We start from the raw sequence: 12,695 nt of genomic DNA on the forward strand, positions 1-12,695 counted from the left end.
TCAGGTCAGCTCCACAAACAGGTCTTCGAGGTTCAGGGCCTGCACGCTCAAACCCGGCCCGTCCTGCGGCGCCTGGCCCGGCGCAAAGCGCAGCAGGCAGCGCTCGCGGCCATCGGCCTGGGTCTGGCGGCGCAGCAACTCGGCGCTGCCGCCGGCCAGCACAGCCTGGATCGCCGTGCTGGAGCCGAGCACCAGGCGCACCTCTTCCAGCAAGCTGTCCAGCGGCGCCTGCACCGCGATGCGGCCTTGCTGCAAAAAGGCCAGGTTGAAGGCGACGCGCTCCAGGTCCGACAGGATGTGGGTGGAGAACACCACCGTCGTGCCGCGGTCCAGCACCTGATCGACCAGCTCGCGCAGGAAGTCGCGCCGGCCCACCGGGTCCAGGCTGGCCACGGGCTCATCCAGCACCAGCAGATCGGGCTCATGGGCCAAGGCGCGGATGATGGACAGGCGCTGCTGCTGGCCACCCGAGAGGCGCGAGATCATCTGGTCGCGCGGAATGTCCCAGCGCGAGAGCAGGCCCTCGACCTTGGTCTCGTTCCAGCGCGGGTAAAAGCTCTTGAAGTAGGCCAGCAGCTGGCGCGCGGTGAAGCCCTCGAACAGATCGCTGTGCTGCGGCACATAGCCGATGCGGGCGCGGGCAGCATCGTCCAGCGCGGTGGCGGCTTGGCCGAACAGCTGCACCTGGCCAGACTGGGTTTCACGCAGGCCCAGCAGCGCCTCCAGCAAGCTGGTCTTGCCGGCGCCGTTGCGGCCCAGCAGACCCACCACCTGGCCGGGCTGCAGCTGCCAGCTCAGCTGCTGCAACACCGCCTTCGAGCCGTAGCTCAGCGAGATGTCGCGCACATCGGCCGTCAGGCTGGCGGAGCCATCCAGCGAATCGGTCGCCGCCAAAACAGGCGCCGAGGCCGACGAGGAAGAAGAAGTAGACACAAGAACTGCGCTCATGAGGACGCTCCCTCTTGGAGAAGAATGGATTCAAACAACTTCAGGGCGGCCGCGGCGGGCAGCTCCAGCTGGCGGGCCTGGGCCGCGGCTTCGCTCAGCACCGGGCGCAAGAGCTCGATGCGCTCGGCCCGCGGCTGGGCTTTCTGGTGCTGGGCCGCCACCCGCATGGCCAGGCCGCGGCGGCGCTCCAGCAAGCCCTCGGCCTCCAGCAGGCTGTAGGCCTTGGACACCGTCATCGGATGCACGGCCAGCTGCGAGGCCACCTCGCGCACCGAGGGCATCTCCTGCCCGGCCACCAGCTGACCGCTGGCCACGCAACGGCGCAGCTGCTCGACCATCTGGCGGTAAATGGGCTCGGTCGATCCGGTGTTGATGCGGAAGGCGAACGGGCTGTGGTCGGGATCGTGGGGATCAGGGGGCGACAAGGAACCTCCGGCGTGTCGAACACACGCCGCAGCAGGTTTCGCTGTCAGCGTGTACTAGTATCGTAGTACACCTAGGCGGACTTGTGCAAGTGCCATCGATGCAGCCAGCTCACCAGCCGGGGGCGCCGCGTCGGAGCCGCGAAGAAACCCGAAGCCGAAGAGAGACTTACAAGGGCCGCGGTGCCCCGCACTCGAGGCCGCTCAGGCCGGCCTCGCGCACCAAGGCCTCCAGGGCCTGCTTGCCGGCCTCGTTGACGTAGATGCGAACCGGCGCGGTCAACGGGTCCTTGAACACCAGGGCGGTGTCCGGCAGGCGGCTCTCGTCGAAGGCCTCCAGCCGGAGGCCGCCATCGTCAAAGCGCTGCGAACGCTGCAGATCGACGCAGTCCAGGCGCTGCGTCACATTGAAGAACCAGCGGGGCTCGCCCTCGCAATCGAGCTCGAGCATCTGCCCGAAGGGGCTCAGAAATGGCCCCAGGGCCTCACGCGCGCGGGCATTGAGCACCAAGGCCCCGGGCACCAGCAGGCCCACATCGGCGCGCGGCTTCTGCTGCTTCTTGCGCGGCTCGACCACATAGCCAACCCGGGGCCGGTCCTGCCAATCCTTGGCCGTGCCGTCGGTGTCGAACAGCTGTTCTTCGATGTTGTCGTAATCGCGCGAGACCAGCACGGCGAACTCATTCACGGCGGCACAACGCAGTTCCCAAATCGCCATCTCAGCGCCCCCAACTCACCAAGGAAAGACACCGGCCAGCAAATCGGCCTTGATGCCGCGCAGGCGCGACCGGCCGGTCTGGGCCTCGGTCTTGGGCACCAGGCGCAGCCGCGCATACACCGACGCATGATAGAGCGCGGTGTGGATCGGGCCGTGCTGCGGCGCGGCCGGATGGCCGGCCAAGCTCTGGCCCGCGCGGCGCGGCAGGAACACGCCGTTGTCGGCGTCGTTGATGGCGATGAACCAATCGAACAGCTTTTTGCGCGAGGGCTCGGCCTGCTCATCGCGCAGGGCGACGATGTGGTGGGCGCAGGCCTGCGCCGGCCGCGGGCTGCCGGACTGCGTCACCAGATTGCTCGCCAGGCGGCGGCGGTGGTTGTAGTCGGTGCGCCGCGCATGGGCCAGCAACTGCTGGGCGGAGATGGGCAGCTCGGTCACGCCATTCTGGTAGCGCACCCGCTGCTTGTTCTCCGCCAGCACGATCGCATTGCGAATCTCGTAGCTGTTGGCCTGGCGGTCATTGGCCGCAATCTGATTGATGCGGGTGGTCAGATCCATCATGCCTTCGGCAGGATCCGTGAGCGTGGCCGGTGGCGCCAGCTTGGGGTGGTTCGAAGCCAAGATTGCCTCCTCCATGGCTGCAGGGCAAAGGCCGCAGCCAAGCGCCGCAGCGCCTCCACAAAGAGGCGGGCAAAGTGTGCCATGCGAGCCGGGCGCGGCAGGCCGGGCTAACGCCCGGTTACATCTGCACCCCGCGGAATCTCAAATGGAAAGCGCCACGCCCATGCGGCGCTCGAGATAGTCCACATTCGGACCGTAGCTGCGTAGCTTGGCCGCGAGATCCGGCCCCAGCGGTGAGGGCAGAAAACCCCAACGCCCCCAGAAGGCCGCCGAGTTCTGCACCGCGATCAAGCAGGCGCGGTCCAGGCCGCTGGCTTCCAGGCGCGCCAGGAATCGTTGCACCAAGGCTTGCGCCAGGCCGGTGCCGCGCGCCCTGGGGTCGACCGACAGGTCATGCAGATACAGGCAGTCCGGCTGCTCGGGCAGCACGCACTCCAGGGCATCCAGCGGCGGCGGCGATTCGGCCCGCCACGGCAGCGCGAACAGATAGGCCACCAAGCCTGCGGTCGAGGTGCCTTCCGCCACCCAGCAATGCTCAGGCGCGGCCTGCAGCTTGGCCGCCAGAGAGGCCTCGGACTCGGGCACCAGCTCGGTGAAACAAGCGGCCTGGATGCGCAGCACCTCGGCCAGGTCGGCGGGCTGCATGGGGCGGATCAGATACGGGGACGACGAAGACATCAATCAAAAAAGACAAACAGGCACACATCGATCAGGCCGAGACACGCGGCGCCAGGGCATACCCAAGCCACCGCGCGCTGGCGAAGCCCGCGATTGTCGGCGCTGGCGGCGCGCGGCGGTGGAGCGCCGCCTCCAATCAGTCGGGCACCTGCACCCGCTGACGGATGTGCTTGAGCTGCACCACCAAGGTGAAGCTGATCAAGACCAGCAGGCTCCAGGAGCTCCACTTGCTCATATGCACCCGCGCCCAAGCCCCGAGCTGGTGCGGATAGGACCACAGCCCAAAGAAGGTGCCCAGGTTCTCGGCCAGCCAGATGAAAAATGCCACCAGCACCAGGCCCAGCCACAGCGGCATGCGCAACTCTCGCTGCTGCGGCCGGAACAGGATCTGGCTGCGCGCATACAAACCCAGGGCACCGGCGGCCAGGTACCAACGCACATCCACCCAGAAATGCTGGGTGAAGAAGTTCAGGTAAATCGCCAAGGCCATCAAACCCGCCATCCAGTAAGGCGGGTGATGCAGCACCCGCAGCTGCAACAGACGCCAGGCCTGGATGATGTAGCTGCCCACCGCTGCATACATGAAGCCTGCGAACAAGGGCACGCCCAAGAGCTTGGTGTAGGCGAAGTCGGGATACGACCAGGACTTCACCGCCGCCGAGGTCTTGAAGACCTCGAGCGCAAAGCCGAGCACATGGAACAGGCCGATGGCCTTGAGCTCATCGCGTGACTCGCGCCCGCTGATCACCATGCCGGCCTGGATCAGCAAGGCAATCAGCAAGAGCAGGTCATAGCGAGGCAGACTCCACAAGCCCGCCCGCGGGACGCAAAAAACCGCCGCGAAAAACAGGCCGGCGAACAGACAGGCCTGCGCCTCCTTGCTCACAAAGCCCCAGAGCTCCCAGACCCACAGGCGCAGCCGGCCCGAACCAGGGCTGGGCTCGCGCACGCTCACCTCATCAGGGCACCCAGGCTCGGCGCGGGGCGGGGGGTTCGGGTGCTGGGTCATGAGGCCATTCTCGTCGCGGCAGCCAGGGTTTGAGCCCGCAGCTTAGCCGCAGCCGACTCTCTAAAATCGCGCCCATCATGCAATGCCACCCACTCGAACTCCTGGCTCCGGCCCGTGATGCCGACATCGGCATCGAAGCGATCAACCATGGCGCCGACGCCATCTACATCGGCGGCCCCGGTTTCGGCGCGCGCGACAAGGCGCCCAACAGCGTGGCCGACATCGAGCGCCTGTGTCGCCATGCCCACCGCTTCGGCGCGCGCATCTTCGTGACCATGAACACCATCCTGCGCGACGATGAGCTAGAAGGCGCGCGCCGCCAGGCCTGGCAGCTGTATGAGGCCGGCGTGGATGCGCTGATCGTGCAGGACATGGGCCTGCTGCAGCTGGACCTGCCGCCGCTGCAGCTGCACGCCAGCACCCAGACCGACATCCGCACGCCCGAGAAGGCGCGCTTTCTGCAAGACGTGGGCTTCTCGCAGATGGTGCTGGCGCGCGAGCTGGACCTGGGCCAGATCCGCGCCATCCGCGCCCAGGTGCAAGAGGCCACGCTGGAGTTCTTCATCCACGGCGCGCTCTGCGTGGCCTACAGCGGCCAGTGCTTCATCAGCCATGCCCACAGCGGCCGCAGCGCCAACCGCGGCAACTGCTCGCAAGAGTGCCGCCTGCCCTACACCGTGACCGATGCGCAAGGCCGCGTGATCGCGCACGACAAGCATGTGCTCAGCCTCAAGGACAACGACCAGAGCGCCAACTTGGAGCTGCTGGCCGATGCCGGCATCCGCAGCTTCAAGATCGAAGGCCGCTACAAGGACATGGCCACGGTCAAGAACGTCACCGCCCACTACCGCCTGCTGCTGGACGGGCTGATGGAGCGCCGCAGCGACTACCGCCGCAGCAGCAGCGGGCGCTGCCGCTTCACCTTCACGCCGCAGCCCGAGCAGGGCTTCAACCGCGGCGGCACTGATTACTTCGTCAACGGCCGCAAGATCGACATCGGCGCCTTCGACAGCCCCAAGCACGCCGGCCTGCCGGTGGGCCATGTGGTGGCCGTGGCCGAGCAGCATTTCGATGTGGACACCGGCGACGCCACCCTTGCGCTCAACAACGGCGATGCCCTCACCTGGTGGGACCGCCAGGGCGAGCTGCAAGGCGTGCCCATCAACACGGTGGAGCCGCTGGGTGGCACCCGCTGGCGCGTGACGCCCAATCTGCACGGCAACCAGGAGGCCCAAAGCGTGGCGGACCTCAAGGATCTGCGCCGCGACCTGGCCCTCAGCCGCAACCGCGACATGGCCTGGGAGCGCCTGCTCGCCAAGCCCTCGGCCGAACGCCGCATCGCCGTGGATCTGAGCCTGGCCCAGACCTGGGTGGACGGCCAGCCCGGCTTCGAGCTCAGCCTCAAGGACGAAGACGGTCACCGCGGCGTGGCCCGCGTCCAGCATGCCCACGAACCCGCGCGCGATGCCAAGCAGGCCGACGCCACGCTCAAGGACCAGCTGGGCAAACTGGGCACCACCATCTTCGAAGCCCGGCGCGTGCGCCTGGCCTGGCGCGAGAGCACTTGCTTCTTGCCCGCCTCCCTGGTCAATCAGCTGCGCCGCGAGGCCGTCAGCGCGCTCGAAGAAGCCCGCGCCCAAGCCTTCGAGCGCCTGCCCCGCGCCAGGCCGGTGGAGCCGCCCGTGCCCTACCCCGAGGACACGCTCAGCTACCTGGCCAATGTCTACAACGGCCAGGCCGCCGCCTTCTACGCCAAGCATGGCGTCAAGCTCGTTGGCGCGGCCTACGAGAGCCACGAGGAACTGGGCGAAGTCAGCCTCATGATCACCAAGCACTGCGTGCGCTGGAGCCTGAGCCTCTGCCCCAAGCAGGCCAAGGGCGTGACCGGCGTGCAAGGCACGGTGCGCGCCGAGCCCCTGGTGCTGCAGCATGGCGACGACCGCCTCACTCTGCGCTTCGACTGCAAGCCCTGCGAGATGCACGTGGTCGGCGCCATGCGCAAGAACGTGCTCAAGCAGCTGAAGGCCGAGCCCATGACCTTCTATCGGACGAGGCCGGCGGCGAGGGTGTGAAGAAAGAAAGAGCGGCGATGGGCAGGCTCCGAAGCAGGCAAGATCCGCGCCCGAGGCACTCAGCGCTTTCGCACCCATGCTCAAACTTCTGAAATCCCTGATCGGCACCACGAAAGACAAAGCTGCAGTGCGAGCTGTCTCCGATGCGGAGACAGATGCGCAGGCGCCGCCGCCAGCTGTGATCCACGCACCGGGCGCTGAACCTTTCGATCTGTCGGCAGCGCTGATCGATGCTGGGGGCTTCCCGCTCACGGATTGGGACGCGGTGAATCGCTGGATTGCCAACGTGCCCACCGAGGCCGCCAAGGCGCAGGCATGGGCCGCTTGCGAACAGGCTTGGCTGCAGAACCTCTGCCGCGCCCTGGGGCCGGCCTACCGCTTGCGATCAAAAGGCTCGGCCCTGCTGATCTCCACCCTGCCCGAGCATGTGGCGGCAGCGACGCTGAGCTTCGTGAACAAGACCGTGCAGCGCATCGTCCATCTGCTGCAGGGGCTGGCTGCAGCGCCAGAGTGGGGTCATGACATCCTGATCGTCTTCGATGATGACGACAGCTACTACCGTTATGTCGCGCACTACTACCCCGAGGCCGGAGAGTTTGCGGCCAGCAGCGGCATGTACATCGACGGAGGCTGCGGCCACTTTGTGACGGTGAAAGCTGACCTTCGCGCGGTGGAGCCGGTCATCGCACATGAGCTGACCCACGCCTGCCTGAGCCACTTGTCCATCCCCGCGTGGCTGAACGAAGGCCTGGCCGTCAACACGGAACTGCGGCTGTGCCCACCACCACAAGCCCCAAGCAACCCTTGGGACTTGCATGCCCGCCATCTGAAGTTCTGGGGGGCTGCGGAGATTCAAGAGTTCTGGTCCGGCAAGTCCTTCCTCCGGAACGACGAGGGGAACGAGCTGTCCTACGACCTGGCCAAAGTGCTGGTGTCGCAGTTCGCCGCCGATTGGCAAACCTTCCGCCAGTTCGCGCTGGCCGCTGACGTGGCGGATGGTGGCGCGGCAGCCGCTCAACTTCACCTCGGCATCGATCTGGGGGCGGCGGTGTGCGCGATTCTGGAGCGGGAGCCGGATGCATCGTGGTCGCCGAGGCCGGAGGCGTGGGGGAAGGCGCCGGAGCGAGGGGCGTTCTGAGGGGTTCGCTGATGCGCTTGAGAGCAAGCGCCGTCCGATTGAAAGCCCTTAGGACTCGAGACCGCCCCCTGTCGCCGTCTTTTTTCGGACGGAGCCGGCGAAAGGGCTTGAAGGGTAGCCATGAGCCAATCACAGAGCAGGGATGTTCATCCGTCGAGGTCTTTCGTCATGCGGCGCATGCAGGCTGTCGTCCGCCTGGCTGCGTGGTGGGTTTTCCTCGCGCTCTCGCTCACGCTGCCGTTTTGGCTGCTGAGCCTGGTGACAAGTCTGGGCGGCCACTTTGCGGACACAATGGAGGTCTCGACCTACCAGGACCTCAGTTCAGCCGCGTTTGTCGCATCAACAGGCCTTTCAATCTGGCTGCTCAGCCTTCCCGAGCGCTATTTGCCGGTTCGTTTCACGCTTGGCTACCTGCTGATCATTGCGTGGGCAATCGCTGCTTTTGCTGCGCGCTCGACTTGTGGCGGAAGCATCCCTTTGGGCAAGCTCGGTGCGCCTGTGGTGGAGCAGTCTCAATATGAGTGCGATGCGTGAGCGCTACAGCCGAGCTGATTTGAAGCTCCACACAGCCAAATGCGATACCGAACGCCCCTCCGCTACGCCTGCTACTTATTTGCCATCTTGATGGCGGCGTGCTCGATATGGTGCCTGCTCTGGGTGGTTTCGTCTTGGAGCATGGCGTTCTCGGAATGCGCGGGGGCCTACGGCTTGTTTGCTGAGAACCCGCGCTGTCGGCAGCCGTCGATGGCCGCATTGCTCGCACTTGCGTGCATGCTTGGCGCCACCGCTGCAGTGATGCTGGGCAGAAAGAAGTTTCGCTCCTGATCCTCCTCGGCATCAGGTGCCGTCGTTGGGCCTGCTGAGGTTCTGTGCTCGTCTTTGTGCGAAGCGGCAGAGGGTCACTTAAAGGTCGCCCCCACCTTAACTGCCGCAACTCAATCCACCCCACCCTCCACCGGCAGCCGCTCCGCCCGCCAGCGCAGCATCCCCCCCGCCAGATTGGCCACACGCTTGCAGCCCGATTTCTGCAGCAGCACCGTGGCCTGGGCCGAGCGGGTGCCGGAGCGGCAGACGGCGACGACGGGGCGCGCGGGGTCGATCTCGGCGGCCATGCGGGCGCTGAGTTCGGACAAGGGAAGCAGGCGGGCGCCGGGGATGTGGCCCAGGGCATCGGTGAACTCGGGGGCTTCGCGCACATCAATCAGCTGCAACGCGCCGCTGCGGGCCTCGGCCAGGCGCTCGGCCAGGCTGGCGGCCTGGATCTCCCAGATGCCGCTGAAACTGAAGGTCAGTGGTGCCCAGCTGCTGTCCTGGCCTTCGGCGCCATGCGCGCCGGGCTGGCCGCAGCGCAAGTTCGCCGGCACGGCGATGTCCATCTGCTTGGGGTGGGGCAGGCCCAGGTGGTTCATGTACCCGGCGAAATCGCCCTCGTTGGCGTCGCCACCCAGGCGCGGGTTGTAGCGCAGCTCTTCGGCCACGCTGGTGACGGTGAGACCGCGGTAGTCATGGCCGGGGTAGAGCAGGCAGGTCTGGGGCAGGCTCAAGATCTGCTCTCGTACCGAGCGGAACAGCTGGCCGGGGCTGCCTTGTTGGAAATCCGTGCGGCCGCAGCCGCGGATCAAAAGGCTGTCGCCGGTGAAGGCCATGCTCAAGTCGTCCAGCACATAGCTCAGGCAACCATTGGTGTGGCCGGGCGTGGCGCGCACTTCCAGGTAGCGGCGGCCAAAGGCAACGCGGTCGCCATGGCGCAGCGGCCGGTCCACCGGGCTGGCGCCGGCATGCTCGGACAACAGGATCTGGCTGCCGCAGCTCTGCTTCATCAACCAGGCGCCGGTGACATGGTCGGCATGGACATGCGTGTCCAGCGTGGCCAGCAGGCGGAGGCCCAGCTCGCGCAGCAGGGCGCTGTCGCGGCGGTGGTGCTCGAACACCGGGTCGATCAAGACCGCCTCGCCGGCCTCGGCATCGCCGAGCAGGTAGGTGTAGGTGGACGAGACAGGGTCAAAAAGCTGACGGAAGACAAGCATGGAAACACCCCCAGGTGTGGCTTGGTGGAAAGCGCGATTCAAGAGAATGCAGCGAGGAATCGGCCGATCGCTCAGGCTGCTCTCGCAAGAAAGCGATCATGAAACCACATGCCGGCAAGCATCGAGGCGACAAAGATCAAGGCGGCTTCACTGCCTGAGCCAAAAGCTCCCAGGGCGACCAGGGCCGGCCCCGGGCAAAAGCCCGCGATGCCCCAGCCCACGCCGAAGAGTAGGCCGCCCAGCAGCAGCCGGCCATCGATGCGGCCGGGCGGCGGCAGCTCCATGGCTTCGCCCGTCCAGGCGCGCTCGCGCCGGGCCGCGCAGGCAAAAGGGATGAGGCCCACGGCCACCGCCCCGCCCATGACCAGGGCCAGGCTGGGGTCCCAGGCGCCGAACAGATCGAGAAAGCCTTTGACCTTGGCCGGGTCGCTCATGCCGCCGACGATCAGGCCCAGGCCGAAGAGCAGGCCGCTGGCCAAAGCCAGGAGGTGGCGAATCAATGCAGACATACGCGTCGCTCCGAGAACAGCCGATCCATCGATAAATCAAGCCAGGCCATGGCGCATCAGCCACACCGTGGCGAAGCCGGCGGCCATGAAGACCAGCACATTGAGCAAAGAGCGCAGCGAGAGCCGGCTCAGCCCGCAAACCCCATGCCCGCTGGTGCAGCCATTGGCCATGCGCACGCCCACCCCCACCAGCAGGCCGGCCGCCACCAGGCCCAGCGGGCCCACATCGACCGTCAGGCCCGGCCAAGGCGCGAACACGCGCCAGGCCCAGGGCGCCAGCAGCAGGCCAGCCAGAAACATCAGCCGCGAGCGCTCCGGCGCGCCGCTCAGGCCCGCCCAGCCGCGCTGCCGCAGCGCCCGCCAGGGGCTGGCGACGATGCCGGCAATGCCGGCGATGCGCCCATTGCCGAGCAGGAACAAGGCCGCGGCCAGGCCGATCAGCAGGCCGCCGATCAAGGCATGGAGCGGGGTGAACTGAGACCAGGCGATCTGCATGAGGGCAAGCAAAGAGTAGCCAGAAACCAAGGAGAGGCGAGTTGCGCTCCAGCGGGGGGCTGGCAGCGCCAGCGTCTTTGGATCTTAGTAGCTCCTTGGGGGCGGCCCGGCTTGCGGCCACGCGCACTCATGTGATGATTCGGCCCCATGTCGACCGCCTCTGCCCACACCTCCGCCAGCCACGCTGTGCCGAGCGCAACGCCCACCGCCTTGATCGGCCCCTACAGCGTGCTGGCCTTGCTGCTGGCCAATGCACTGCCGCCCCTGCTGGCCTACAGCCTCACGCCCTCGGCCACCTTGTTCAACCAGCTGGCTGCCCTGGGCGGCTGGGGCCTGGTGCTGCTGGCCCTGCGGGCCGAGCTGGGCGCAGGCGCTTTGAGCCGGCAGCAGGGGCCGGCCGTCTGGGCCCTGCTGTTGCTGGTGGCAGCGCCCTGGGTGAGCTGGGCCTGGGCCGGCCTGCCACTCTCACTGACCCTGGCCAACAGCGGCATGCTGGCCGCGGCGCTGGGCCTGGTCTGGGTGGCGCAAGGCCTGCGCGATGGGCAGCGCGCCGATTGGTTTGAAGCCTTGTGCTGGGGCCTGCTGGCCGCCGGTCTGCTGAGCCTGGGGGTCAGCCTGGTGCAGGTGTTTGCGCCCCAGCTGGCCGATGGCCATGTGATCGCGCGCTCGGGCATCCCCGGCCGCGCGGTGGGCAATATGCGCCAGCCCAACCATCTGGCCAGCCTCTTGATGTGGGCCTGCGTGGCGGCCGTCTACCTGGGCAACCAGGATCGCTTCAGCTTTCTGTTCCGCAACACGGCGGCGCGCCGCGCCGTGCTGCCGGTGCTGCTGTTTGCCTTTGTGTTCGCCGTGGTCTTGACGGCCTCGCGCACCGGCATGATCGGCGTGCTGATCCTGGCCCTGTGGGGCGCGCTGGACCGCAAGCTCAGCCGCGCCAGCAAGCTCAGCCTGCTGGCCACGCCGCTGATGCTGGGCCTGAGCTGGTGGCTGATGTCGGTCTGGGCCAGCCACGGCGCCCATGCCTTCGGCGCCGAGTCACGGCTGGCCGAGGGCGCGGGCTCGCCCTCGCGCATCGCCATCCTGCTCAATGCCTGGGAGCTGCTCAAGCTCAACCCGCTGACGGGCGTGGGCTGGGGCGAGTTCAACCTGGCCTGGAGCATGAGCGAGTTCCCCAAGCGCCCGGTGGCCTTCTTCGACCACACGCACAACATCGCCATGCAGCTGGCCGTGGACCTGGGCCTGCCGGCGGCAACCCTGATCCTGGGCCTGCTCGCTTGGGCGCTGTGGCGCGCCCTGGCCCTGAGCTGGCAGCGCCTGGGCGCCGAGGGTGTGGCGCGCCGCTGCGCCTTCATGGGCGTGCTGATGATCGGCCTGCACAGCCTGCTCGAGTACCCGCTCTGGTACGCCTACTTCCTGCTGCCCACGGCCTTCATGCTGGGCCTGGCCGTGGGCCGCGATGCGCCAGAGGCGGCGGACCGTGCCGATGCGAGGGACACCGCCCCGCGCCTGCGCGGCGTCGGCCTGATCGGCGCCCTGTTGCTGGCGGGCAGCCTGTTCGCGGTCTGGGACTATCTGCGCGTGGTGGCCATCTATGTGCCGCCGGCCGATGCCAAACCGCTGAGCCAGCGCATCGAGGACGGCCGCGCCTCGGTCTTCTTCGCCACGCAGGCTGATTACGCCGCCGCCACCAGCGCCCCGCCCAGCGCCGCCGCCCTGGCCGCCGCCCGGCAGACGGCCCACAACCTGATCGATGTGCGCCTGATGATGGCCTGGGCCAAGTCCCTGCACGCCGTCGGCGACGATGAGCGTGCCCGCCATGTGGTGCAGCGCCTGCGCGAGTTCCGCAACAGCGCCGCCGACGACTGGCTGGGCGAATGCGATCAGCCCGGCTTCGACCCGGCCGAAGCGCCCTTCCAGTGCAGCCCTCCGAGCCGCGTCATCGATTGGCGGGAGATGCGCTGAGGTGCAGCGTGCCGCGCTGCTTTTTGCGTTCACATGACGGCTGAGCCGCCTGAATCAGTGGCGTGCGTTCAAGGCTTTGATCAAGCTTGGGCCTGG

Annotated in this window: 13 protein-coding genes; 4 read left to right on the forward strand and 9 right to left on the reverse strand. The window is 67.3% G+C overall.

Features of this window, described 5'->3' with window-relative positions; genetic code table 11:
* The 6 genes from C1O66_RS15040 to C1O66_RS15065 all read right to left on the reverse strand — a co-directional run bounded on the left by C1O66_RS15040 (position 1) and on the right by C1O66_RS15065 (position 4,336).
* Positions 1-948, reverse strand: coding sequence for an ABC transporter ATP-binding protein (locus C1O66_RS15040; protein WP_102768626.1), 948 nt, complete (start codon positions 946-948; stop codon positions 1-3).
* A complete protein-coding gene (locus tag C1O66_RS15045) occupies positions 945-1,373 on the reverse strand; it encodes a GntR family transcriptional regulator (protein WP_243392810.1) in 429 nt (142 codons plus the stop codon). The genes C1O66_RS15040 and C1O66_RS15045 overlap by 4 nt, the downstream gene beginning before the upstream one ends.
* A 166-nt stretch (positions 1,374-1,539) precedes the next feature.
* Positions 1,540-2,088: a hypothetical protein gene (locus tag C1O66_RS15050; RefSeq protein WP_102768627.1), complete on the reverse strand. Its 549-nt coding sequence runs from the start codon at positions 2,086-2,088 to the stop codon at positions 1,540-1,542.
* A gap of 15 nt (positions 2,089-2,103) precedes the next feature.
* Entirely contained in the window at positions 2,104-2,709 is a 606-nt protein-coding gene (locus C1O66_RS15055; RefSeq protein ID WP_165794628.1) for an AHH domain-containing protein, read from the reverse strand.
* 141 nt (positions 2,710-2,850) lie between these two features.
* A complete protein-coding gene (locus tag C1O66_RS15060; protein ID WP_102768629.1) occupies positions 2,851-3,387 on the reverse strand; it encodes a GNAT family N-acetyltransferase in 537 nt (178 codons plus the stop codon).
* Between the two features lie 136 nt (positions 3,388-3,523).
* On the reverse strand, positions 3,524-4,336 hold the full coding sequence (locus tag C1O66_RS15065) for a DUF817 domain-containing protein (RefSeq protein ID WP_243392811.1): 813 nt from the start codon (positions 4,334-4,336) through the stop codon (positions 3,524-3,526).
* 137 nt (positions 4,337-4,473) lie between these two features.
* Between C1O66_RS15065 and C1O66_RS15070 the strand changes: the two genes are divergently transcribed.
* From C1O66_RS15070 to C1O66_RS15080, 3 genes are all read left to right on the forward strand, one after another.
* Positions 4,474-6,468, forward strand: a complete 1,995-nt coding sequence (locus C1O66_RS15070; RefSeq protein ID WP_102768631.1) for a peptidase U32 family protein — start codon at positions 4,474-4,476, stop codon at positions 6,466-6,468.
* A gap of 76 nt (positions 6,469-6,544) precedes the next feature.
* Entirely contained in the window at positions 6,545-7,606 is a 1,062-nt protein-coding gene (locus tag C1O66_RS15075) for a hypothetical protein (RefSeq protein WP_102768632.1), read from the forward strand.
* 120 nt (positions 7,607-7,726) lie between these two features.
* On the forward strand, positions 7,727-8,140 hold the full coding sequence (locus C1O66_RS15080) for a hypothetical protein (protein ID WP_102768633.1): 414 nt from the start codon (positions 7,727-7,729) through the stop codon (positions 8,138-8,140).
* Positions 8,141-8,541: 401 nt separating this feature from the next.
* On the opposite strand, the gene C1O66_RS15090 is transcribed toward C1O66_RS15080, so the two are convergent.
* The 3 genes from C1O66_RS15090 to C1O66_RS15100 form a co-directional block, all read right to left on the reverse strand.
* Positions 8,542-9,633, reverse strand: coding sequence for a rhodanese-like domain-containing protein (locus tag C1O66_RS15090; RefSeq protein ID WP_102768635.1), 1,092 nt, complete (start codon positions 9,631-9,633; stop codon positions 8,542-8,544).
* A gap of 71 nt (positions 9,634-9,704) precedes the next feature.
* Complete coding sequence (locus C1O66_RS15095; protein ID WP_207795959.1) at positions 9,705-10,142, reverse strand: DUF6691 family protein; 438 nt, start codon at positions 10,140-10,142, stop codon at positions 9,705-9,707.
* A gap of 36 nt (positions 10,143-10,178) precedes the next feature.
* Positions 10,179-10,637 carry a YeeE/YedE family protein gene (locus C1O66_RS15100; RefSeq protein ID WP_102768636.1) on the reverse strand — a complete coding sequence of 153 codons (459 nt, stop codon included), beginning with the start codon at positions 10,635-10,637 and terminating at the stop codon, positions 10,179-10,181.
* A 147-nt stretch (positions 10,638-10,784) separates the two neighbouring features.
* On the opposite strand from C1O66_RS15100, the gene C1O66_RS15105 reads away from it, so the two are divergent.
* The gene (locus C1O66_RS15105) at positions 10,785-12,599 is read left to right on the forward strand and encodes a PglL family O-oligosaccharyltransferase (RefSeq protein ID WP_243392812.1); all 1,815 of its coding nucleotides are present in this window, start codon (positions 10,785-10,787) and stop codon (positions 12,597-12,599) included.
* Positions 12,600-12,695: the final 96 nt, after the last annotated feature.

Source organism: Paucibacter aquatile, assembly GCF_002885975.1.
Lineage (GTDB): Bacteria > Pseudomonadota > Gammaproteobacteria > Burkholderiales > Burkholderiaceae_C > Paucibacter_A > Paucibacter_A aquatilis.

Excerpts from the sequence above, each read along its gene's own strand:
- C1O66_RS15095 (WP_207795959.1), bottom strand. The coding sequence starts at position 10,142 with ATGTCTGCATTGATTCGCCACCTCCTGGCTTTGGCCAGCGGCCTGCTC.
- C1O66_RS15070 (WP_102768631.1), top strand. The coding sequence starts at position 4,474 with ATGCAATGCCACCCACTCGAACTCCTGGCTCCGGCCCGTGATGCCGAC.
- C1O66_RS15060 (WP_102768629.1), bottom strand. The coding sequence starts at position 3,387 with ATGTCTTCGTCGTCCCCGTATCTGATCCGCCCCATGCAGCCCGCCGAC.
- C1O66_RS15090 (WP_102768635.1), bottom strand. The coding sequence starts at position 9,633 with ATGCTTGTCTTCCGTCAGCTTTTTGACCCTGTCTCGTCCACCTACACC.
- C1O66_RS15040 (WP_102768626.1), bottom strand. The coding sequence starts at position 948 with ATGAGCGCAGTTCTTGTGTCTACTTCTTCTTCCTCGTCGGCCTCGGCG.
- C1O66_RS15100 (WP_102768636.1), bottom strand. The coding sequence starts at position 10,637 with ATGCAGATCGCCTGGTCTCAGTTCACCCCGCTCCATGCCTTGATCGGC.
- C1O66_RS15075 (WP_102768632.1), top strand. The coding sequence starts at position 6,545 with ATGCTCAAACTTCTGAAATCCCTGATCGGCACCACGAAAGACAAAGCT.
- C1O66_RS15050 (WP_102768627.1), bottom strand. The coding sequence starts at position 2,088 with ATGGCGATTTGGGAACTGCGTTGTGCCGCCGTGAATGAGTTCGCCGTG.
- C1O66_RS15080 (WP_102768633.1), top strand. The coding sequence starts at position 7,727 with ATGAGCCAATCACAGAGCAGGGATGTTCATCCGTCGAGGTCTTTCGTC.
- C1O66_RS15105 (WP_243392812.1), top strand. The coding sequence starts at position 10,785 with ATGTCGACCGCCTCTGCCCACACCTCCGCCAGCCACGCTGTGCCGAGC.